Annotated in this window: 22 protein-coding genes; 2 read left to right on the top strand and 20 right to left on the bottom strand. The window is 72.0% G+C overall.

Going from position 1 to position 22,199, the window contains the following annotated elements; all coding sequences use genetic code 11:
• Nucleotides 1–63: 63 nt before the first annotated feature.
• Both IQ251_RS11350 and aceB read right to left on the bottom strand, forming a co-directional pair.
• The gene (locus IQ251_RS11350; protein WP_370591330.1) at nt 64–1,320 is read right to left on the bottom strand and encodes a DUF6986 family protein; all 1,257 of its coding nucleotides are present in this window, start codon (nt 1,318–1,320) and stop codon (nt 64–66) included.
• A 136-nt stretch (nt 1,321–1,456) separates the two neighbouring features.
• Nucleotides 1,457–3,067 carry a malate synthase A gene (aceB, locus tag IQ251_RS11345; RefSeq protein WP_193928479.1) on the bottom strand — a complete coding sequence of 537 codons (1,611 nt, stop codon included), beginning with the start codon at nt 3,065–3,067 and terminating at the stop codon, nt 1,457–1,459.
• A 223-nt stretch (nt 3,068–3,290) separates the two neighbouring features.
• Here aceB and IQ251_RS11340 point away from each other — a divergent pair, with 223 nt between their 5' ends.
• A complete protein-coding gene (locus IQ251_RS11340) occupies nt 3,291–4,070 on the top strand; it encodes an IclR family transcriptional regulator (RefSeq protein WP_193928478.1) in 780 nt (259 codons plus the stop codon).
• 68 nt (nt 4,071–4,138) lie between these two features.
• On the opposite strand, the gene tsaE is transcribed toward IQ251_RS11340, so the two are convergent.
• The 6 genes from tsaE to glmS form a co-directional block, all read right to left on the bottom strand.
• Nucleotides 4,139–4,615, bottom strand: coding sequence for a tRNA (adenosine(37)-N6)-threonylcarbamoyltransferase complex ATPase subunit type 1 TsaE (gene tsaE / locus IQ251_RS11335; protein WP_228046577.1), 477 nt, complete (start codon nt 4,613–4,615; stop codon nt 4,139–4,141).
• Nucleotides 4,612–5,715: an alpha/beta fold hydrolase gene (locus IQ251_RS11330; RefSeq protein ID WP_193928477.1), complete on the bottom strand. Its 1,104-nt coding sequence runs from the start codon at nt 5,713–5,715 to the stop codon at nt 4,612–4,614. Before IQ251_RS11330 ends, tsaE begins: the two co-directional genes overlap by 4 nt.
• A gap of 67 nt (nt 5,716–5,782) precedes the next feature.
• A complete protein-coding gene (alr, locus tag IQ251_RS11325; RefSeq protein WP_193928476.1) occupies nt 5,783–6,919 on the bottom strand; it encodes an alanine racemase in 1,137 nt (378 codons plus the stop codon).
• A 163-nt stretch (nt 6,920–7,082) separates the two neighbouring features.
• The gene (locus tag IQ251_RS11320; RefSeq protein WP_193928615.1) at nt 7,083–8,585 is read right to left on the bottom strand and encodes an NAD(P)H-hydrate dehydratase; all 1,503 of its coding nucleotides are present in this window, start codon (nt 8,583–8,585) and stop codon (nt 7,083–7,085) included.
• An 87-nt stretch (nt 8,586–8,672) separates the two neighbouring features.
• On the bottom strand, nt 8,673–9,044 hold the full coding sequence (locus IQ251_RS11315) for a holo-ACP synthase (RefSeq protein WP_193928475.1): 372 nt from the start codon (nt 9,042–9,044) through the stop codon (nt 8,673–8,675).
• 2 nt (nt 9,045–9,046) lie between these two features.
• Nucleotides 9,047–10,909 (bottom strand): glutamine--fructose-6-phosphate transaminase (isomerizing), encoded by a 1,863-nt coding sequence (gene glmS, locus IQ251_RS11310; protein ID WP_193928474.1) that lies wholly within the window; start codon nt 10,907–10,909, stop codon nt 9,047–9,049.
• Nucleotides 10,910–11,056: 147 nt separating this feature from the next.
• Here glmS and IQ251_RS11305 point away from each other — a divergent pair, with 147 nt between their 5' ends.
• Entirely contained in the window at nt 11,057–11,884 is an 828-nt protein-coding gene (locus tag IQ251_RS11305) for a dienelactone hydrolase family protein (protein ID WP_193928473.1), read from the top strand.
• Between the two features lie 36 nt (nt 11,885–11,920).
• On the opposite strand, the gene IQ251_RS11300 is transcribed toward IQ251_RS11305, so the two are convergent.
• The 12 genes from IQ251_RS11300 to IQ251_RS11250 form a co-directional block, all read right to left on the bottom strand.
• Complete coding sequence (locus tag IQ251_RS11300) at nt 11,921–12,646, bottom strand: hypothetical protein (protein WP_193928472.1); 726 nt, start codon at nt 12,644–12,646, stop codon at nt 11,921–11,923.
• 5 nt (nt 12,647–12,651) lie between these two features.
• Nucleotides 12,652–15,039: a WXG100 family type VII secretion target gene (locus IQ251_RS11295; protein WP_193928471.1), complete on the bottom strand. Its 2,388-nt coding sequence runs from the start codon at nt 15,037–15,039 to the stop codon at nt 12,652–12,654.
• A 3-nt stretch (nt 15,040–15,042) separates the two neighbouring features.
• The gene (locus IQ251_RS11290; RefSeq protein ID WP_193928470.1) at nt 15,043–15,351 is read right to left on the bottom strand and encodes a hypothetical protein; all 309 of its coding nucleotides are present in this window, start codon (nt 15,349–15,351) and stop codon (nt 15,043–15,045) included.
• 142 nt (nt 15,352–15,493) lie between these two features.
• On the bottom strand, nt 15,494–15,805 hold the full coding sequence (locus tag IQ251_RS11285) for a hypothetical protein (RefSeq protein ID WP_193928469.1): 312 nt from the start codon (nt 15,803–15,805) through the stop codon (nt 15,494–15,496).
• A 170-nt stretch (nt 15,806–15,975) separates the two neighbouring features.
• The gene (locus IQ251_RS19995) at nt 15,976–16,101 is read right to left on the bottom strand and encodes a hypothetical protein (RefSeq protein ID WP_255526580.1); all 126 of its coding nucleotides are present in this window, start codon (nt 16,099–16,101) and stop codon (nt 15,976–15,978) included.
• A 6-nt stretch (nt 16,102–16,107) separates the two neighbouring features.
• Nucleotides 16,108–16,275, bottom strand: coding sequence for a hypothetical protein (locus IQ251_RS11280; RefSeq protein ID WP_193928468.1), 168 nt, complete (start codon nt 16,273–16,275; stop codon nt 16,108–16,110).
• 50 nt (nt 16,276–16,325) lie between these two features.
• Nucleotides 16,326–17,660 (bottom strand): phosphoglucosamine mutase, encoded by a 1,335-nt coding sequence (gene glmM / locus IQ251_RS11275; RefSeq protein ID WP_193928467.1) that lies wholly within the window; start codon nt 17,658–17,660, stop codon nt 16,326–16,328.
• A gap of 253 nt (nt 17,661–17,913) precedes the next feature.
• On the bottom strand, nt 17,914–18,357 hold the full coding sequence (gene rpsI / locus IQ251_RS11270; RefSeq protein ID WP_370591352.1) for a 30S ribosomal protein S9: 444 nt from the start codon (nt 18,355–18,357) through the stop codon (nt 17,914–17,916).
• Nucleotides 18,358–18,413: 56 nt separating this feature from the next.
• Nucleotides 18,414–18,860: a 50S ribosomal protein L13 gene (rplM, locus tag IQ251_RS11265; RefSeq protein WP_193928465.1), complete on the bottom strand. Its 447-nt coding sequence runs from the start codon at nt 18,858–18,860 to the stop codon at nt 18,414–18,416.
• A gap of 499 nt (nt 18,861–19,359) precedes the next feature.
• Entirely contained in the window at nt 19,360–19,647 is a 288-nt protein-coding gene (locus IQ251_RS11260) for a WXG100 family type VII secretion target (RefSeq protein WP_193928464.1), read from the bottom strand.
• A gap of 55 nt (nt 19,648–19,702) precedes the next feature.
• Nucleotides 19,703–20,005, bottom strand: coding sequence for a WXG100 family type VII secretion target (locus IQ251_RS11255; RefSeq protein WP_228046576.1), 303 nt, complete (start codon nt 20,003–20,005; stop codon nt 19,703–19,705).
• A gap of 242 nt (nt 20,006–20,247) precedes the next feature.
• A complete protein-coding gene (locus tag IQ251_RS11250; protein ID WP_193928462.1) occupies nt 20,248–22,101 on the bottom strand; it encodes a type VII secretion-associated protein in 1,854 nt (617 codons plus the stop codon).
• Nucleotides 22,102–22,199 lie beyond the last annotated feature (98 nt).

Below are 22,199 nucleotides of genomic sequence, written 5' to 3'. Positions count from 1 at the left end.
TCCGGTCCGCCGATGCCGTCCGCGGACGATTCTGGCAGAGCGCGAGCCCGGGCACCGCCGCGTTCAGCGGGCCAGCGACCGCAGCCGGTCCTCGTCGATCCCGGTCGTGCGCTGCACCTCGGCGGCGTCGGTGGCCCCGCTGTCCAGCGCCCGCACGAAGGTCGCGGCCAGCGCGCGGGCGGTGGCCGGCTCGTCCAGCACCGCCGAATCGGACTGCCCGACGTAAGCGGCCAGCCGCTCACCCTGCGGACCCGCGGCTTCCCGGAACTCGGCGAACACCGCCGCGTAGCGGGTGACCAGCTGCGCCGGGTGCAGGTCCCAGCTCTGGTGGAAGCCGTGCGCCAGCGACCGGCGCACCAGCCGGTAGTGCGTGCGCCACCCGTGCTCGACCTGGTCGCCGACCGGCAGCACGTTGGTGGATCCGTCCGAGCAGAGCACCCCGCGCCCGGCTGCGGCGACCTGCATCGCGTTCCGGGCGAAGTCGCAGGCTCCGTGCGCCAGGTGCTGGTGCTGGGCGGTCAGCCCGCACGCGGCCGTGTAGTCGTACGTGCCGAAGTGCAGGCCGCTGATCCGGCCCGCCCCCGCGCGCAGGAATCCGGGCAGCGCGAACCGCCCGTCCGCGTCCACGACGGACTGGGTGGTCTCCACCTGGATCTCGAAGCGCAGCGCCCCGCTCGGCAGGCCCAGCCGCTCTTCGAGCAGGCCGAGCAGTTCGGCGAACACCTCGACCTGCGCGACATCGACGACCTTGGGGAAGGTGATGACCAGCCCGTCCGGCAGGTCCCCGCCCTCGTCCAGCAGCGCGGTGAGGAAGACGTCCAGGGTGCGCGCGGAACGCTCGCGCAGCTGCGGGGTGTCGAACGACTTCACCCGCGGCCCGAAGAACTGCGGGCCACCGCCGCCGGCGCACCACCGCGCCGCGATGCGCGCGGTGCGGTCGGCATCGGCGTCCTCGGTCTCGTCGTCCGGTGTCCCGTAGCCGTCCTCGAAGTCGAAGCGCAGGTCCTCGACCGGGGCGCGCTCCAGCTTCGCCCGCACCCGCGGGTGCACGGCGGAGGCCGTGCCGGGATCGAGGTCGAGCAGCGCGGCCAGCTCGGTCGGTCCGGGCAGGTGCCCGTCCAGTGCCGCCAGTGCCTGCCGGCCCCAGTCGTGCACCGTGTCCGGACCGATCGCACCGGCGGGCACGTAGCAGGTGTGCACCGGTTGCCGGGAGCTCGGCGCACCGGGGTACTCCCGCCGCATCTTCTCGTCCACAGGAGACAGTCGAGCCAGCAGCTCGGTCACCTCGGCCCGGTCCAGCGATTCCGCAATGCCACCCACGATTCCTCCACTGCTCAGCGGTGCGGGGCGTCCCCCGGCGGAATCCTCCACCGGGGAACGCCCCGCGCACGTCATGGACATCTCCCGGCCGCGCCGGGATTCGGCCCTCCTGGAACCCGATCCGCGCCGGGACGCCTCAGTCGATCTGCTCGTAGGCGGGCAGGGTCAGGAAGTCGACGAACTCGTCGGCCACCGCGACCTTCTCGAACAGCTCGACCGCGCGGGAGAGGTCGTCGGTGGGGAACCCGGATTCGGCGCGCAGCGCCTTCTCCGTGTCCGCGATCACCTCGCGGACCAGTTCGACCGTGACCTGCTCGCCACCGGCCAGGACCACGTCGTTGTGCAGCCACTGCCAGAGCTGCGACCGGGAGATCTCGGCGGTGGCGGCGTCCTCCATCAGGTTGTGGATCGCCGCTGCGCCGTTGCCGCCCAGCCAGGACACGATGTAGCGGACGCCGACGTCGACCGCCGCGCGCAGGCCCTCGATCGTCTTCTCACCCGGCGTCGCTGCGACGTTGAGCAGGTCGTCGGCGGTAATCGCCACGTCCTCGCGGACCCGGTCGATCTGGTTGGGCTTGTCGCCGAGGACCTTGTCGAACTCCTCGAAGCAGATCGGGACCAGCCCGGGGTGCGCGACCCAGGAACCGTCGAAGCCGTCCCCGGCCTCCCGGCTCTTGTCGTCGTGCACCTTGCCCATGGCCTTCTCGTTCGTCTCCGGGTCCTTGGTGGGGATGAACGCGGCCATGCCGCCGATCGCGAACGCACCGCGCTTGTGGCAGGTGCGCACCAGCAGCTCGGTGTAGGCCCGCATGAACGGCGCGGTCATGCCCACCGAGTTGCGGTCCGGCAGGATGTAGCGGTCCGAGTCGCGGAACGTCTTGATGACGCTGAACAGGTAGTCCCAGCGCCCGGCGTTGAGCCCCGCGGAGTGGTCGCGCAGTTCGTAGAGGATCTCCTCCATCTCGAATGCGGCCGGGTAGGTCTCGATGAGCACGGTGCCGCGGATGGTGCCGTGCGGGATGCCGAGCTGCTGCTGGGCGTGCGTGAACACGTCGTTCCACAGCCGGGCTTCGAGGTGGCTCTCCATCTTGGGCAGGTAGAAGTACGGCCCGCTGCCGCGCTGCAGCAGCTCGGCGGCGTTGTGGAAGAAGTACAGGCCGAAGTCCAGCAGCGCGCCGACCATCGGCTTGCCGTCGACGAGCACGTGCTTCTCGTCCAGGTGCCAGCCGCGCGGGCGCACCAGCTGCACGGCGTGCCGGATGTCGTCGCGCAGCGAGTACGACTTGCCTTCCGGCGTGTGCAGCTCGATCTGCTTGCGCACCAGGTCGTACAGGTTGACCTGGCCGGACACCACGTTGTCCCAGTGCGGGGTGTTCGCGTCCTCCAGGTCGGCCAGCCAGATGCGGGCGCCGGAGTTGGCCGCGTTGATGGCCATCTTGCGGCTGGTCGGCCCGGTGATCTCGACGCGCCGGTCGGCGATGTCGGCCGGCGGTTCGGCGACCTGCCAGTCGCCCTCCCGCACGTGCTTGGTCTCGGGCAGGAAGTCGAGCCGCCCCTTCGCGGCGGCCTCGGCCCTGCGCTCGCCCCGGCGGGCGAGCAGATCGTCGCGCCGCGCGCCGAAGGTGCGCTGCAGGTCGGCAACGAACTCCAGGGCGGCGCTGGTCAGGATCTCGTCGCCGCGCTCCACCGCGCCGCCGAGCACCCGCACGCCGGGAACGGTTGCTGCGTCAGGTGCCGTTTCGGACATGGGAAGTCCACCTCTTTCTGCCGTGCATCACCGCGGTGGCCGATCCGCTCACCGCGCCGCGGGAAGTCGTAGAACCAGCCTCGCAAGGACCAAGCTTTTCTGCATCGTGGATGTTAGTTTCCACATGGCGTTCCGAGCAACACCGTACGCTCGTACCGGAACGGCTAGACTCGCGCGGTCGGCGCGAAGCGGACGGACCAGTGCAGTGGGAGGGAGTTGTGCGATGACCACTGCCCCGAAGGGCGCGAACCAGGGCGGCGGGGTGCAATCGGTCGAGCGGGCCTTCGAGCTGCTCGAACTGATGGCCGACTCCGGCGGCGAGGTCGCCCTGTCGGAACTGGCGGACCGGTCCGGTCTCCCGCTGCCGACCATCCACCGGATCATGCGCACCCTGGTCGGCAACGGCTACGCGCGCCAGCAGCCCTCCCGCCGCTACGCGCTCGGCCCGCGGCTGATCCGGCTCGGCGAGACCGCCAGCAAAGCCCTCGGCGCCTGGGCTCGCCCCTACCTGGCCGAACTCACCGAGGCCACCGGGGAGACGTCGAACATGGCGGTGCTGGACGGCGCGCAGATCGTCTACGTGGCGCAGGTGCCCTCGCAGCACTCGATGCGGATGTTCACCGAGGTCGGCCGTCGCGTCGACGCGCACGCCACCGCCGTGGGCAAGGCCGTCATGGCCGACCTGCCGCCGGACTCGGTGAATCAGCTGCTCAGCCGCAGCGGGATGCGCCCGCAGACCGAGCGCACCATCAGCACCGTCGAGGAGATGCAGCACGAACTCGGCCGCATCCGGCAGCACGGCTACGCGGTCGACGACGGGGAGCAGGAGGTCGGGGTCCGCTGCTTCGCGGTCGCCGTGCCGGACGCCCCCGCGGGCGCGGCGATCTCCATCAGCGGCCCGGAAGGTCGGATGACCCGCATCTCGCTGGACGAGGTGATCCCGCTGATGCAGCGCCTGGCGCACGAACTCGCCGACGAGCTAGCGGTCAGCGATACCGCCTGAGCCGGGCAACCGCGTCGAGACCCGCCGGGTGGTGCCGGCCGCGCGCGCCGGAACCGGCCGGCACCACGTCACGCGACCGCCAAACCCTGCACCCGCTGCTGCCACGCGGTGCCGTGCGGCTGCAGCCGCACCTCGCGCACGTCGTCGGATCCGCGGGACAGGCCCAGCAGCAGGAACGAATCGGCCAGCCGCTCCACCAGCCCGGCGCCCCATTCGACGACGACGGCCGCCTCGGTGAGGTCGGTATCCAGGTCCAGATCGTCGATCTCGTCCAGCCCGCCGAGCCGGTACGCGTCCACGTGCACCAACGCGGGCCCGGTCCCGGACGCCGGCCGGTGCACCCGGGCGAGGACGAAGGTCGGCGAGGTGATCCGCCCGGAAACCCCCATCCCGGCGGCGATACCCCTGGTCAGCACGGTCTTACCCGCGCCGAGCGGGCCGTCCAGCAGGACCAGGTCCCCGGCCCGCAGCAGCGCCCCCAGCCTGCGGCCGAACTCCAGCGTGTCCGCCTCCAGCGGCAACCGGATCGCGCGGTCGATGCTCAACTCCCCGCCACCTTCCTCCGTCGCGCGGTCCGCTTCCGGGCATAGCTCCTGCGCACCAGCGCTGCGATGTGTTCGGTGACCAGCTCGGGACACTCCAGGATCACCAGGTGGCCCGCCCCCGCGACCCGGACGAGCTCGGCGTCGGGCAGTTCCCCGGCGATCACCTCCGCGTGCGGCACGTACGGGGTGAGCCGGTCGGCGTCCCCGCTGAGCACCAGGACCTCGCAATGCCGCAACGCGGCCAGCGCATCCTTCCGGGAGTGCGTACTGATGGTCTCCAGGAAGTCGGTGATGACCTCCACGGACGTGGACCCGATCATGTCGGCCATCAGGTCCACCACGGTGGGCGAGATCGACCGGTCACCGAACGCGAGGGTCCGGATGACGTTCCAGGTGATCCGGTCGCCGACCTTGCGGGTGCGCTCCACGAGGGCCGGCTGCAGATCGGCCAGCACGCCCAGGCCGCGGGTCAGCGGATTGGACCGGGACAGCACCGGCCGCGGCAGCCCCGAGGAACCCACCTCGCCGCACGAGCTGCCGACGAAGGCCACCCCGCGCACGTGGTCGCGGAAGAGCTCCGGCCGCTGCGCGGCCAGCGCCATGATCGCCATCCCGCCCATGGAGTGGCCGACGAGCACCACCGGCCCGCTGCGGACCGTCGCGCGCAGCACCGCGTCCAGGTCCCGGCCGAGCTGATCGATGGTGCTCGTGCGCTTCGACGAGTGCCCGGACCGGCCGTGGCTGCGCAGGTCGAACAGCACCAAGCGCACCCGCGGATCGGACATCTCCGGCAGGTCGCGGCGCTGGAAGTGCCAGGACCGGGAATCCAGCGTGAAGCCGTGCACGAGCAGCACGGTCAGCTCCGCCTCGCCCTCGGCCGGGTCGATCTCCTGCACCGACAGCGGGATCCCGTCATCGGCGGCCACGGTCGACCGGCGGTCCGACGGCAGCTGGCCGAGGACCTCGTCGGCGTACGGATCGGTGGACTTGCGGCGCAGCGCGGCGCGCGTGCTGTGCGTGGCGACCCCGACCGCCGCACCGGTCACCGCCGCCCCCACGGCTCCGCTGCCCCACGCGAGGGCCTGCCACAGCGGCTTCATGCCGACCTCCCCAGTCCGCCGAACCGTTCGCCGCGACACCGCGGGACCGGGCACCCGCGCCGCCCCATCACGCCTCCACCACCGTGCGCGTCACCCGCGGCCGGTACATCCCGGTGACGATCTCGTAGTGGATGGTGCCGAGGCCGTCCGCCCACTCGGCGGCCGTGGGCTCCCCGCGGTCGCCCGGCCCGAACAGCACCACCTCGTCGCCCTCGTGGACCTGGTCGTCCCCGCAGTCCACGACCAGCTGGTCCATGCAGACCCGGCCGACCACCGGACGGCGGCGCCCGGCCAGCCAGACCGACATCCGGCCGGACAGCCCGCGCGGCACGCCGTCGGCGTAGCCGACCGGCACCAGCGCCAGGGTCACCGCGTGCGGCGCGGTCCACCGGTGCCCGTAGGAGACTCCTTCGCCGGCCGCGACGCGCTTGGTGCCCACCACCGAGGAGCGGAAGGTCATCGCCGGGCGCAGATCGTGTTCCCCGACCCCGGGAACCGGATCCAGCCCGTACACCGCGATCCCCGGGCGGACCAGGTCGAAGTGCAGGTCCGGCCTGGTCAGCAGGGCCGCGGAGTTGGCGAGGTGCCGGATCGGGCGCAGTCCGGCCGCGCGAGCGCGCAGGTAGGCGTCCTGGAACCGCTCCGCCTGCCGGTCCACCGAGGGGTGCCCGGGCTCGTCGGCGCAGGCCAGGTGCGACCAGACCGCGGCGACCTCGATCCAGCCGCGCTCCTCGGCCTTGGCCGCCCGTTCCACCAGCGTCGGCCAGGCCGCCGGCGGGCACCCGTTGCGGCTGAGCCCGGTGTCGATCTTCAGGTGCACCCTGGCGGTGCCCCCGCGCCGGTCCGCGGCCGCGGCGATCCGGTCGAGCTCGCCGACCGAGGAGGCGGACAGTTCCACATCGGCGTCCACCGCGGGCCCGAAGTCGTCGTCGGCCGTGTGCAACCAGCACAGCAGCGGCGCGCGCACACCCGAGGTGCGCAGCTGCAACGCCTCGTCGACCGAAGCGACGCCGAGGCAGTCCGCCCCGGATTCGAGCGCGGCCCGCGCGACCGGTACCGCCCCGTGCCCGTAGCCGTCGGACTTGACGACGACCATGGTCGCGGCGCCCGAACGGCGGCCCCGCGCCGAGAGCACCCTGGTGTTGTGCCGGATCGCACCGAGATCCACCCGCAGGTCGGCACGCCGGGCTGGCTGGTCACTCATGGCCTGGACATGGTCCCACACCCGACCCCGGCGGCTGCGCGCGCCGGACACCTTCTCCCCTGGTCAGCCGCACTGTAGCCAACATCACTCGAACCGGTGGGACGGTCGGGCCTGCGCAAGGGCCCGGCCGGGAACAGCCTGCGACGCCGATCGGCCCACGCCGTCACGTCAAGGCGGCGCGGCGGACCGCTCGGACGGCGGCGGGAACCTGGTCGAGCAGCGCAGACGCCCCGATCGGCGCGCCGACGCCGTCCGCATCCCGCGCAGCCAGCTCGGCGGCGTCCGAGTGCACCCGGGTGGCGCAGCCGCACGCCAGCCACGGGTCCATCCCGGAGGCCAGCAGCGCGCCGATCAGCCCGGTCAGCACGTCCCCGGAACCCGCGGTGGCCGGCCAAGCCTGCTGCGAATCGTTCACCAGCACCCGGCCGTCCGGGGCGGCGACGACCGTGGTGTTGCCCTTGAGCAGCAGCACCACGTCGAAGCGGGCGGCGACGCGACGGGCCGCGGCCACCCGGTCCGTCCCGACCGGTCCGGCGCCGAGCCGTTCGAACTCCCCGTCGTGCGGGGTGAGCACCACCGGTGCGTCCGGGTCGCGCGCGTCCCACAACGTCGGGTCCGCGCCCAGCAGCGTGATCGAATCGGCGTCCGCGCAGACCGGGCGCCCGGAATCGAACACGTGCCGCAGCACGTCCCGCCCGCTGGCACCGGTTCCGATGCCCGGTCCGACCGCCCACGCCTGCACCCGCCCGGCGTCGGTGACCGAACCGGTGACCACCACCTCCGGCCAGCGGCGGCACACCTCGTCGGCGGCCGGGCCCGCGTAGCGCACCATCCCGGAGGTCGCGCGCACCGCCGAACCGCCGGCCAGCACGGCCGCGCCGGGGAACGTGGCGGAACCGGCCGCCACGCCGACCACGCCCTGGCTGTACTTGTCGTCCTCCGGGCCCGGCACCGGCCACGCCGCACCGACATCGGCGGCGTCGAGCACGTGCAGCTCCGGCTCGGGCAGATCGCCGTCCAGCCCGATGTCGGCGACCAGCACATCACCCGAGCGCACCGCCCCGGGCCCGAGCACGTGGCACGGTTTGCGCCCGCCGAAGGTCACCGTCACGTCCGCCGACACAGCGGGGCCGTCCACCGCACCGGTGACCGGGTCGACCCCGCTGGGCAGGTCGACGGACACGATCGGCATCAGCACCCGGTCGACCAGCTCGGCGGCCATCGGGCGCAGCCCACCGGACGCGGAGAGCCCGACGATCCCGTCGACGACCGCGTCCGCCCGCTGCACCGCCTCCGCGGCCTCGGCACCGACCCCGGTCGTGTCCGGGTTCGGTCCCTCGGCGCGCACCGCGCGACCCCCGGCGCGGCGCAGCGCGAGCAGTCCGCCCTGGTGCGCCCGATCGGCGTCCAGCAGCACGGCCGTCACACCGACACCTCGCTTGCGCAGGAAGGATCCTGCCCACAGCGCGTCACCGCCGTTGTTGCCCGCACCGACGAGCAGCGTGACGTGTCGCCCGGCGACCCCGCCGGTGCACTCGGTCAACACCTGCGCGGTGTGCCGCGCGACGGCGTGCGCGGCGCGACGCATCACGGCCGGCTCGGGAGTCCGGGTGAACAGCCGCTGCTCGGCGGCACGGATCTGCTCGGGCGTCCACACTCCGCGCATCGGGTCCTCCGGCGACCACATCGTCGTTCCAGCCGAGCCCATGATCGCAGGTCCGCGCGGCGCCGCCCGCGGAGGAGCCCCGCGCGGTCAGCGGCCTTCGGCCACCACGTGCGCCCCGGCGACATCCGCGTCGTGCGTCAGCGACACGTGCCAGGCCACCACTCCGCGCTCCCGGGCCGCGGCCGCCAGCGCACCCGAGATGCGCAGCTCCGGACGACCGTCGGCGCCCGGCACCACCTCGCAGTCGAGGAACCGGCAGCCCGCCGGGACGCCGAGCGCCTTGGCCGCGGCCTCCTTGGCGGCGAACCGCGCGGCCAGCGAGCGACCGGTCCGCGGACTGCCGTCCGGGCGGGAGCGTTCCCGCGGGGTGAACACGCGGTCCGCGAGCCCCGGCGTGCGGCGCAGCGTCGCGGCGAACCGCGGCACCCCGACCAGGTCCGTGCCGATCCCGACGAGCACGACTACTCCACGGTCACGGACTTGGCCAGGTTGCGCGGCTTGTCCACGTCGTAGCCCCGCGCCCGCGCGATCTCGGCCGCCATGACCTGCAGCGGAACGGTCGACACCAGCGGCTGCAGCAGTGTGGGCACGGCCGGGATGGTGATCAGCTCGTCGGCGAACGGCCGCACCTCCTCGTCACCGCGCTCGGCGATGACGATGGTGCGGGCGCCGCGCGCCTGGATCTCCCGGATGTTGGACACCATCTTGGCGTGCAGCTGGGCGCGGCCGGTGGGCGAGGGCATGACCACCACGACCGGCAGATCCTGCTCGATCAGCGCGATCGGCCCGTGCTTGAGCTCGCCCGCGGCGAAGCCCTCGGCGTGCATGTAGGCGAGTTCCTTGAGCTTGAGCGCGCCCTCCAGCGCGACCGGGTAGCCCACGTGCCTGCCCAGGAACAGCACCGCCTTGGACGTGGCCATCTCGGTCCCGAGCTCGCGCACCTGCTCCACGGTGGACAACGTGTCGCGCACCGCTTCGGGCATCGCCGCCAGCTCGTCGAACTCGCGGGCCACCTCGTCGGAGTACTTCGTGCCGCGCGCCTGGGCCAGGGCGAGGCCGACCAGGTAGTTCGCCGCGATCTGCGCGAGGAACGTCTTGGTCGCCGCCACCCCAATCTCCGGTCCGGCGTGCGTGTAGAGCACCGCGTCGGACTCGCGCGGGATCTGCGCACCGTTGGTGTTGCAGATCGCCAGCACCCGGGCGTGCTGGGTGCGCGCGTGCCGCACCGCCTCCAGCGTGTCGGCGGTCTCCCCGGACTGCGAGATCGCCACGACCAGCGTGTCCCGTCCCAGCACCGGGTCGCGGTAGCGGAACTCGCTGGCCAGCTCGACCTCGACCGGGATCCGGCACCAGTGCTCGATGGCGTACTTGGCCAGCAGCCCGGAGTGGTACGCGGTCCCGCAGGCGACGACGAAGACCTTGTCGATGTCGCGCAGGTCCTGCTCGGCCAGCCGCAGCTCGTCGAGGACCACCCCGCCCCGGGCGAAGTGCCCGCGCAGCGTGTTGCGCAGCGCTTCCGGCTGCTCCTCGATCTCCTTGAGCATGAAGTAGTCGTGGCCGCCCTTCTCGGCGGCCGACAGGTCCCAATCGACGGTGAACGGTTTGACCTCGACGTCGGCACCCGCGAAGTCGGTCACCCGGTAGCCGTCCCGGGTGATGGTCACCACCTGGTCCTGGCCGAGCTCCACCGCATCCCGGGTGTGCTCGATGAACGCCGCGACGTCGGACGCCAGGAAGTGCTCCCCGTCGCCGACCCCGACGACCAGCGGCGACGACCTGCGCGCGGCCACCACGGTGCCCGGCTCGTCGGCGTGCGTGACGAGCAGGGTGAAGGCGCCCTCCAGCCTGCTCGCGACGGCGCGCACGGCGGCGCTGAGGTCCCCGGCCGCCGGGCCGTCCGCGTAGGCGGCCGCGACCAGGTGCGCCGCGGACTCGGTGTCGGTGTCGCTGGCCATCTCGACCCCGCGACCCTCCAGCTCACCGCGCAGCGCCGCGAAGTTCTCGATGATCCCATTGTGCACCACGGCGACCTTGCCGGTCGCGTCGCGGTGCGGGTGGGCGTTGCGGTCGGTGGGGGCGCCGTGCGTGGCCCAGCGGGTGTGCCCCATGCCGCTGTCGCCGGTGAACCGGGCCTCATCGGCCTCGGTGATCCGCTTCTCCAAGTTCGTCAACGCACCCGCGGCGCGCTCCACGACGAGTCCGCCGACCCCGTCCGGCAGGGCGACCCCCGCCGAGTCGTAGCCGCGGTACTCCAGCCGCCGGAGGCCGTCGAGCACCACGTCCAGCGCCTGGCGATGTCCTGCGTAACCAACGATGCCGCACACCCGGCCCAGCGTAGCTACCGCCACCGAGCCCGGGCCTGGCGAGTACCGGCATCGTCCCTGGTTCGGGGTGGATCGAGTGGGCGCATTCACACCCGGACCGCGATGGTGCGCGCCACCTGCGACGCGTGTCCGCTAACGTTGCCGACCATGGCGCGCACAGCCAAGAAGATCCGGTCCCCGAAGCACGCGCTGGAGCAGCTGTCCCGGCGCGGTCCGCACGACGTGCTGCACGGCGATCCGGCGCTGGTGGGGCTGCCGGGCGTGCTCTGCACCCCGCGCTCCGGACTGGGGCTGCCCGCGCTCGCGTTCGGGCACGGTTGGCTGCAGCCGCCCCGCCGCTACCTCGGTCTGCTGCGGCACCTGGCCTCGTGGGGCTTCGTGGTGGTGGCGCCGGGTACCCAGCGGGGACCGTTCGCCTCGCACCGCATGTTCGAATCGGACCTGCGCACGGCCCTGGACATCGCGATCGGGGCCCGGCTCGGCGAGGGCGCGATCAGCGTGGACCAGCGTCGGCTGGGCGCGGCCGGGCACGCGATGGGCGGCGGGTCCGCAGTGCTGGCGGCCGCGACGGACGAGCGGATCCGCGCGGTGGCGACGCTCGCCGCGGCCGAGACGCACCCGCCCGCCTCGGACGCCGCGGCGCAGGTGCGCGTGCCGGGCCTGCACCTGGCCGCGGGCAACGACCTGCTGGCCCCGGCGGTGGCCAACGCCCGGCCGATCGCGGCGTCCTGGGCCGGTCCGGTTCAGCTGCGCACCATCAAGAAAGCCAGCCACCTGGGCTTCACCGAGGGCAGGCACTGGACCGAGCTGGTGCTGCACGGCAAGGGCGAATACCGGACCCAGCGGCTGGCCAAGGGCCTGCTGACCGCGTTCTTCCTCCGCGAACTGGCCGGCGACCGCCGCGGCGAAGCCCTGCTGGAGCAGGACGTCTCCGGCGCGGCGATCGACCAGGAACACACCCGCGCAGCGGCCTGAACCCGGGCCGTGCCCCCGGCGAAGGCACGGCCCGGGTCAGCGCAGCCAGGTCTGGTTCTCGAAGTCCTCGTCGTCGTCCACCGGCTGCCTACGCTGCGGGCGCGGTGGCGGCCCAGGTTTCGCCTGCGGTGCGGGCGGCGGCTCCGGTGCTGCCGGCTGCGGCTTGTCCTTCCTGCCGAACCGGCCGGCCTGCACGTTCCAGGCGTTCGCGGGCTGCTGCGGCGCCGCCTGGCCCGGTCCGCCCGGTTGCCCCTGCTGGCCCGGTTGCCCCGGCGCCCCCGGATGCCCCGGTGGCAGGGGCGGTGCGGGCGGGGCCGGGGGCGCCAGCGGGTGGCCGAACCGCCCGGCCCGTCCCTGCCATTCCTGCTGCGGCGGCGGGGTTCCCGCTGCAGCCGCAGGATTCGTCGCGGCCGGGCTCGGCACCGCGGGGCCGGTCGCGGCCGCGCGCTCCTTCTCCTGCGCGACCAGCTGCTCGGACAGCCGCTCGACCTCCGGATCGACGTCCGCGTCCAGATCCTCCGCCCCGGTGCCGATCTCCTGCGGGCCCGACGTGTCCTCCTGCTTGCGGAGGAACTCCGAGCGCTCGCGGACGCGCTCCAGGAGCTTCTGGCCCTTCTCGGTCGTCTCGGCGGCGTTCTTGTCCGCCTTGGCCGCGGTGTCCCGCCAGGTCTGCTCGACCACGCGGGCGTTCGCGGCGTGCTGCGCCACCAGACCGGTGAGCCGGTTCCGGAAGGCTTTCAGGTTCTCGCTATCCCCGGTCATCCGACTCACTTCTCCGGTTCGCGTTCTTCACCGATGACCGAGCGGAAACGCACCTTGGACGCCTCGATGCCGTCATCGAACAGCTGGCCCGAGGTCTTCCACGGGCTGTCGTTGCTGCGCTCCTGGTCACCGCCCTGCTGATTGGCGCCGGCGCCGCCCATCATGCCGCCACCCATCATGCCGCCACCCGCGCCGCCTTGGCCTTGGCCGCCCTGCGCGGCCGCCGGTGCCGCGGGCTGGCCACCGCCGTCGCCCATCGCGGCCATGCCGGGCGTTCCGCCTGCGCTGGTCTGGCCACCGGGCGGCATGGCCGGCATGCCGGACGTCCCGCCACCGCCGCCGCCCGCGGGCACACCCCCGCCACCACCGCCGGCCGGAGCACCACCGCCACCGGCACCGGCAGCCCCGGCGCCGGCAGGATCACCACCGCCGGAACCACCTTCCACGCCCGGGATCTCACCGGAAGCACTGCCGAACGAAGCACCGCCCCCGGGCGGCATCCCACCGCGCGCCGAGGCCGGGTCCGGACCACCGGCACCGGACTCACCGAAGTCGACGGTCTGGTTCAACGGGGGTTTCCCGTCGCCGTTGTCCACCCCGACCTGGATGCCGCCCTCGGGATTGCGTTCCAGCGTGATCGTGCGGCCGCCCTCCTCGATGACGGCCTTGCCGTCCTCGCCGGGCTGCACCGGGATCGGACCGTCCGCACCGGGAGCACCGCCCTGCCCGGACTCGCCCGGGGCGCCACCGCCTTCCGGACCGAAGCCGACCTCGTAGGTCTTGGGCTTGCCGTCCTCGCCGATCAGCTCGACCTGGGTCTTGCCGTCCGGACCGGGCTTGCCGACGCCGACCGCGTCCTCGCCCTCGCCGAGCGTGACCTTCTCCTCGCCGGGAGCCCCGGGCGTTCCCGGACCACCGGGTCCGCCGGGTTCACCCGGACCACCAGGAGTTTCCCGACCGCCGGGAGTTTCCGCACCACCAGGGGATTCGCCAGCGCCCGCCGCGTCCGGACCACCGGATTCGCTCGGGCCGGGCGGCATCTCCCTCGCATCGGACGGCGGCTGGCCAGCGCCGGCACCACCGGCACCCGCACCACCGGCACCAGCACCACCGGCGGCGCCACCCTCGGCACCACCACCGGCGCCACCACCGCCACCGGCTTGCTGCCCGGCCTGGTCACCACCCGACTCGGGCTCGCCCTGGCCGTCCTGCCCGTTGCCGCCCTGCTCCTTCTCCGGACCCGGGTTCTGGAACGGGTTCTCCTCAGCCTTGCCCAGCTCCTCGGTGAGCTGCCCGAACGCCTCGTCGACGCTCTTCTTCGTGTCCGCGCACATCTTCACGAACTGCTCGCACTGCTCCTCCACCGTCGAGGCGAAGGTCTCCCGCACCACCTTGCTGCACTGAACCCGGATCTTCTCGCGGGCCTCGCCGGCCAGATCTCCGCAATCTTCCTCGATCGGGACGTCCCAGATCGAGCAAGCCATCCGCAGAGTTTTGTCGTCATCCGTACCGTTGGCCACGTCAATCGTGGTCTTCCAATCCTGTGGCGCCTTTCCGCCGATCTGCTCGCTGTGCTCGTCCAGACCGAGAGTGGTTTCCGCTTTCTTGCGCACCAACTCGGCCACTGACTTGATGGTTTCCCGAGTCATCCCAGCTGCATCGTTGACCGCCCCAATCACCCGATCGTTGACGGTGGGGGTGAACTTCGACGCGAAGAAGTCCTGTGCGGAGTCCGCGGCACCACCGGTCCAGCCCTGCCACAAGCCGCCCAGCTTGCCCGACATGCCCTCGTGTGATTCCCGCAGCTGCTTCTCAGCCCCGTCGAGGGATTCGGCGCACTGCACGAGCTTTTCGAAGCTGAGTCCGCGCTGCTGATCGTAGTGCTTCTGCAGCGTCTCGACCTTCCGGACTTTGTCCTTGTCCTCGTGGTCAGTCGCGATCTCGTGGTATAGCGGCACGAAGTTCTTAAAGAAGAGCAGCCCTGGTTTGCCTGCGTCCAGCAATTCGTCCGCGTCCTTGGCCCCGGCGCCACCGTGCACGCCGTCCGCGCCCTTGCTCCGGCTGTCTTCCAGCTTGCCTTTGCCGTCGGCTACGGCCTTGTCATGCTGTTCCCGCTTCGCCGCTCCATCATCAGCAGACTCCTTGGCTTTCCCATACGCCTCGATGAGACTTTCGTCGGTACCACCCCCGGTGGCGACGTCGGCCCATGTGGCGCCATACCCGTCGTCATACTTGTTGAGGTAGGGAGTGGCATCCGGATTGGTTCGGAAATAGCCCAGCTCATCCGCTGACGCATACCGAACGGCCAGCTCTTGTTTCTGATCGTCCGGGACGTCGGGGCTGTCGAGGAGCTTCTTGACGTCTTCCCACTCGGGGGGCTTCTCATCTGACATGCGTCACTCCCCGGACTTTTCGACGGTGGCGGAGGATTCGGCGTCGGACCAGTCGTAGCCGGATCCGGTCTGCTCCAGCTTGCCCGCGAAGTCGTCCATCGCATCGGCCATGCTGGTCACACACTTGGCGAGCTTGTCCATGCCATCCTGGAACCCCTGGAAGTTCTCGCCGTGCTCCCGGCCGAAGTCGCCCTGCCCCATGCCGAGATCGCCGAGCTTGGCACCGTGCTGGTCCCGGACCGGGTCCGCCTGCGCCCGGATGCCGGAGGCGACCGAGGTGAACTCACCGGCGTTGGCTTCGAACCCTGACACCGCTTACCCCCTTGCTGAAACCGATCGGCATCCGGACACAACGCGCGACGCCGACGAAGACCTTGTGGGCCTCATCGTGGCAGCTTTCGATCATGCCGAGCGCCGAGTTCGCGCATTCGCTTGCATCCGCGAAGGGCCCCGGTCACCAGCCCCGGTCCTGCTGCGGCGGCTGGCCCCAACCCTGCTGGGGCTGCGGCTGCTGGGGCTGCGGCTGCTGGTACGGCTGCGGCCAGCCGGGCACCTGCTGCGGTGCCTGCGGCGACTGGAAGCCTTGCGGCGGCTGCTGGAAACCCGGCGGAGCCTGTTGGAACCCCTGCTGCCAGCCGTGCGGCGGCATCGACTGCCCGTACGCCTGCGGACCGGTGCGCTTGCTGCGCACGACGAGCCAGCTGACCAGCGCAACGAACCCGGCCACGAGGAGGAAGAGGACGAAGACAAGGAGGGGGATAGCCACGGTACGGCTCCAACGGTGATCGACATCAGTGCCAGCCGTGAACCTATCCGAGACACCGAAGCACTGGCCGCCGACCAGATGATCCGGGCAACGGGCGCATGCCGGACTCGATCCGCGCGCACGATGACGGGCCGCACCGCCAGCGGTGCGGCAGCAGCCCGGTGCGCCGGCTAGAAGACGATCGGGATCCCCCACCCCTGAGCCATCACCACGGCGGCCAAGAAGGCGCTCACCACCAGTGCGACCAGGGGCAGGAGGAAGACCACCAGCAGGTCACCGAAAACGCGTCCACGCACGAACGATCACCTCGTCCGCTGCCGGTGTGGCCGGTTCATCAGCCAGGACCCGCTCTCGTGCGCGGCGCTGACGACCTTGATCCCGGCCAACGCGAGCGCAGCCAGCGCGACGATCCCGGCCACGAGCCCGATGGCCACGAGTCCGGCGGTCATGGCGACAACAATGGCACCCATGTGATCAGGATCTCACATCAACGAGTCGATCGGAGATCCACATCACAAGTTCACCGGATTGCGGCAACCACCTCGGCCAGATGTTCGGCCACCTGCTGGGCCGTCTGCTCGTTCGGCGCCTCCACCATGACCCGCACCAATTGCTCGGTGCCGGACGGGCGCAGCAGCACGCGCCCGGTCTCGCCCAGCTCGGCCTCAGCGGCACCCACCGCAGCGGTCACCTCCGCCGCGGACACCGCGACCGCCTTGTCCACCACTCGCACGTTCACCAGCACCTGCGGCAACCGGCGCATCACCTTGGCCAGCGAGGACAGCGGACTCCCGGTGGCCGACATCCGCCCCATCAGCCGCAGCGCGGTGAGCAGGCCGTCCCCGGTCGTCGCGTGCCCGGGCAGCACCACATGCCCGGACTGCTCGCCACCCAACGAATAGCTGCCGGAGCGCAGCTCCTCCAGCACGTAGCGGTCGCCGACCTTGGTGGTCCGCAGCAGCACGCCGTGCTCACGCATGGCCAAGTGCAGGCCGAGGTTGCTCATCACCGTGGCCACCAGCGTGTTGTCCGCCAGCTCCCCGGACTCGGACATCGCCACGGCCAGGATCGCCATGATCTGGTCGCCGTCGACGACCGTCCCGGTGGAGTCCACCGCCAGGCAGCGGTCGGCATCGCCGTCGTGCGCGATGCCCAGATCGGCGTCGTGGTCGAGCACCGCGGCGCACAGACCTTCGATGTGCGTGGAACCGACCCCGTCGTTGATGTTGATGCCATCCGGATCGGCATTGATCGCGATGACCTCCGCGCCCGCGCGCCGGTACGCCTGCGGGGCGGCTTCGGCGGCGGCGCCGTTGGCGCAGTCCACCACGACCTTGAGCCCGGTCAGCGGCTGCGGCGCGGCCGCGAGCAGGTGGTCGCCGTAGCGGCGCACCGCGTCCGGCACGTCCCGGGCCCGCCCCACGTGCACCCCGGTGGGCCGGTCGTCGTGCTCGTGCAGGCGGGCGGCGATCTCGTCCTCGACCACGTCCGGCAGCTTGTGCCCCCCGGCCGCGAACAGCTTGATCCCGTTGTCCGGCATCGGGTTGTGCGAGGCGGAGATCATCACGCCGATGTCCGCGCCCAGCGCCCCGACCAGGTGTGCGACCGCCGGAGTGGGCAGTACCCCGACCCGCAGCACATCGGCACCCGCCGAGGTCAGACCCGCGGTGACCGCCGCTTCGAGCATCTCGCCGCTCGCCCGCGGGTCCCGGCCGACCAGCGCGACCCGCCGGCGCGAGTCGTCCCGGTCGTAGAGCACCCGCGCCGCCGCCGAAGCGACCGACATGGCCAGCTCCGGGGTGAGCTCGGCGTTGGCCAGTCCACGCACACCGTCGGTGCCGAACAACCGGGACATCGACACTTCCTCCCTGGGATCGCGCCTGCGGCCACGCGCCCGGCGGTTGCCGGCAGCGGGCGAGGGAGCCGCGGGCGAATCATGACATGCGACACCGTGACACGAATCTCCGAAGCGGGCGCCGCGCGCGCATCCGACGCCCCCGCACAACGACAACGGGAGCAGCCCCCACCCCCACCAGGGCGGAAGACTGCTCCCGCGACGTGCGGTCCGCCCACCCGAACACCGACGGGCGGACCGCTGGAAAGCCGATTCAGCGCTTGCTGTACTGCGGCGCCTTGCGGGCCTTCTTGAGGCCGTACTTCTTGCGTTCCTTGGCACGCGAGTCGCGCGACAGCATGCCCGCCTTCTTCAGCGCCGGACGGTCGTCGGCGTCGTAGGTGGACAGCGCGCGGGCGATCGCCATGCGCAGCGCGCCGGCCTGCCCGGACGGGCCGCCACCGGACAGCGTGGCGACGACGTCGAAGTTCTCGGCGCGCTCGACGGTGGACAGCGGCTCCCGGATCACCTGCTGGTGAACCTTGTTCGGGAAGTAGCGCTCCAGGTCCTTGCCGTTGAGGCGGAAGTTGCCGCTGCCCGGCACCAGGCGGACGCGCGCGATGGCCTGCTTGCGGCGGCCGACGGTCTGCACCGGGCGGCCTGCCGGAACCGGGACGTCAGCGGGGACGTCGGCCGGGGCGGCGGTCTCGGGCTCCACCTCGACGCCGGCAGCCTCGGCGAGGCTCACTTGCTCTTCCTGCTGGAATTCGTCAGTCACTTCTTGACCTTCGCCTTGATCTCGAACGGCTGCGGGTTCTGGGCTTCGTGCGGGTGGTTCGGCCCAGCGTAAACCTTGAGCTTCTTGCTCATGGCCCGGCCGAGCTTGTTCTTCGGCAGCATGCCCTTGATCGCCTTTTCGAGCAGCCGCTCGGGGTGCGAGTCCAGCACCTCGCCGAAGGAGTGCTTGCGCAGACCACCGGGGTAACCGCTGTGCCGGTAGTGGAACGCCTGCTCACGCTTGTTGCCGGTGAGCGCGACCTTGTCGGCGTTGATGACCACGACGAAGTCGCCGGTGTCCATGTGGGGCGCGTAGGTCGGCTTGTGCTTGCCGCGCAGCAGCGTCGCGGCCTCGGTCGCCAACCGGCCGAGCACCACATCCTCGGCGTCGATCACATGCCAGGCGCGGGTCACCTCGCCGGCCTTCGGGCTGTACGTGCGCACGGATCTACCTCGTCGTCGTTCGCGTCGGAATCGTCTGTGCGGAGCCCGTGTCCACCGGGGGCGGCCCGGAACTCCGGACCCGTCCGGGAGACCGGCACGCCCTCGTCGATCAACACCGGGACCGGGACCCTCGACGTCCGCTACGGACATCGGACCGGATCCGGTCCTCCGGTACGAACCGCAGTCGCGCACCGCACAACGAAGAATGAGACTACTTGGTGGCTCGTACCCCGGTCAAAACGGGTCCCCCCGGTCCGATCCGCACGCCCGCGGCGGTGCGGACCTGGATCGGGCGGTTCTCCGCGGACTGGAATGCAGCTCGCCGCGGAGCGGGATCCGCCGACCCGGCACGTGGCCTCGTTCAGCGTAACGCGAGCCGCGCGGCGACTCGGCGGCACCCCCGAACGTCCGGTCGGGCCGGGCGGGGCGAGGCCGCGGGCTCGGGTCCGACACGCGAACGGCCCCGGCCGGAGCCGGGGCCGCGGGTGCTCGCACGTGCTCAGGCGAAGCGGCCGGCGTTCTTCTTCTCACCCGCCTGGAAGTTCTCGGCCGCGGTGTTCACCGCCATGCCCATCTTCGCGGCGGTTTCCTGCATCTCCTTCGCGGACTGGTCCCACTGCTTCTGCGCGTCGTGGTAGGCGGCCTGCGCCTCGCCTTCCCAGGTCTCGACGAGCTTCTGCAGGTTGCTCTCCAGCTGATCGAGCTCGCTCTCGATGTTGCTCGCAGCCTTCTGCAGGTCGTCGGCCGCCTGCTGCAGCTGCGCGAAGTCGACCTTGATCTCGCTCATTGCTTACCCCTCAGTGACGGAAGTGAACGGATGTGCACCCGAGAACGGACCGGCCTCAGCCGCCCAGCATGCCCTCGATCTTGCTGATGTTCGACGCCTCTTCCTCCTGGGAAGCCGCGTAGTCCTTGCCCGAGGACTGCACGTTCTCGGCCAACTGGCCGAGCTTCTCCAGGATCTTCTTGCCGTTCTCCTCGTAGCGGTCCATCAGCTTGCGGAAGACGTCGGCGGCCTGGCCCTGCCAGCCGGCCATCGCGGGCTCCAGCTGACCCTTCAGCTGCTGGAGCGCGTTCTGCACCGCGTCCCGCGTCTCGTTGATGTCCTGCGAAGCCTTCTCGATCGCCTGGGTATCGGCACCCATTCCAGCCATCGTCGGATGACCCCCTTCGAGCTCGTCGTCAAGTCCGGATGAACCTGCGACGCAGACATTGCCATGTCCGGTTCCGCGTTGTCCCGGTTCCTGATCAAGCCGTTGCGCGTGTAAATGCGCGACCGCGGGCGCGCACCGTTCGCTCTCGCGAAAGATCCAGGTGAACGCCGATCTCGGCCGGTTCGGCGATATCTGTTGCATTCGCACCGGATTCGGGGCGCGGCCCGCGCACCTCAGCCGATGCGCACCGAACCCACGACCTGTTCGCAGGCGGCGCGCACGTCCCGCACCGCTTCCGGCGCGTATTGGCAGCCGACGAAAACCCGCGACCGGCCCCGGTGCAGCACGTACCACTCGACCGTCGTGCCCTCGTGCTGCTCGCGGTAGTACGCGACGTCGCGGCCGGCGAAGCTGGCGCGCGGGGTGAACTCGGCGAACGACTCGCCCCCCGCGACCCGCCGGTCGTACTCGGCGCGCAGGTCCTGCACGGCGCGTTCCGGATCGTCTTCGACCGCGACGTCCAGCCGGCCTTCCTGCACCGCGATCCGGTCGGCGCCATCCCCGTCGACCGGGGCCACCAGGGTCTGCCAGCTCTGCGGGTCGCCGCCGATCTGGTGCCAGCCCGCCGGGGCGGCGAAGGAGTAGTCGTACTGCGCGATGCGCCCGCCGGATTCGGATTCCGAAGGCGCGGCGGAATCCCCGGAAGCGACCCGACTCCCGGGACCGGGGGAGTCTGCGGCACCACCACCGCCGGTGGTCAGCAGCATGACGATCAGGCCGAGCAGCGCGGCGGCGGCGATCGCGGCCGCGACGAGCCAGGGCAGCCGGTTGCCCGCGGGCGCGGCGGGCCGCCGCGCCGCCGACACCGGCCGGGTGGCATCGCTGGCGCCGATGACGATCGTCGAGGCGCGGCTGAGCGAATCGCCCGGTGCCACGGCGGGCGGTATCCCGGACGGCGGGCCCACCGGATGCTTGCGCACGGTCGTCCCGCCCGCGGCACGCGCTGCGCGTTCCGGATCCAGCCGCACCGCGCGCAGCGCACCGCGGGCCACGACCGTCTCCGGTTGGTCCAATGTGGTCGGAACGACCCCGGTGCGTTCGTGCACGAGCCGGGACACCAGCGGAATCCGGCTGGAACCGCCGACCAGGAACACCCCGGCGAGCCGACCGCGTTCGACCTGCGCGGTGCGCAGCGTGTCCAGCACGAGCTCGGCGGTGCCCGCGAGCCGCCGATGCACGAGCCCCTCCAGATCGGCCCGGGTGACGTGCGCATCGGAGAACGGCTGCGGCAGCGGCACATCCGTGTAGGTGTGCCGGGACAGCGTCTCCTTCGCCCCGCGCACGTCCTGGCGCAGCACGCGGCGGCGGCGCCGGTCGGGCATCTCCCGGCCGTGCGCGAGCGCCGCCCACGCGGCCGGATCCGCGCGCCCGGCACCGGTACCGACGTGGTCGAGCAGCGCCTGATCGATGTCCGCGCCGCCGAAGTTCGGATCGCCGCGGGTCGCCAGCACGTCGAAGGAGGGGCCGTTCTTGGCCACCGCGCTGGCGTCGACCGTGCCACCGCCCATGTCCAGCACCGCCAGGGCCGCGCCGTCGGCGAGCCCGGCGGAGTGCAATCCGGCCGAGTGGAACACCGCGGCGGCGACCGGCTCGGGCACCAGCGCGATCTCCCGGCCCAGTCCGGCGGCCGCGCGGCGCAGCACCCCGGTGCGCACCGACCCCCAGTTCGCGGGATGCGTGAGCACGAGCAGGTCCACGACCGCGCCGCCCGCGTAGCGGCGCGCCTCGGCGACGGCCCGGCCGAGCACGGCGCGCACCGCGTCGGGGACGGGCAGCACGGTGGAACCGAGCAGCAGTTCGCCCTCGTCGATCCGCCGCTTGGGGTGCGGTTCGAACCGGGCCGGGTCCACGGCGGCCTGGCGTTCGGCCTCGTGCCCGACGAACAGCGTGCCGTCCGGGGCCGCGAACACGGCCGAGGGCACCAGCGGCTGGCCGTCGACCACGACGACCTGCGGTTCACCACCACCGACCGCGACGACGGCGCATGTGCTCGACGTGCCGAAGTCGATCGAGACGTGCAGGGACACCCAGAACTCCTTCACCGCCGCGCAGGACCGCGGTCCTCCGGCGTGGTCGTCCGGCCGCCGCCAGGCGTGCCGCCTCCCCCGGCACGGCACCCTAGAGG

The sequence above is a fragment of the Saccharopolyspora montiporae genome (assembly GCF_015209505.1).
In the GTDB taxonomy this organism is placed as follows: Bacteria; Actinomycetota; Actinomycetes; order Mycobacteriales; family Pseudonocardiaceae; genus Saccharopolyspora; species Saccharopolyspora montiporae.
The sequence above is the reverse complement of the archived record's forward strand: the minus strand, read 5'-3'. Positions and strand labels throughout refer to the sequence as shown.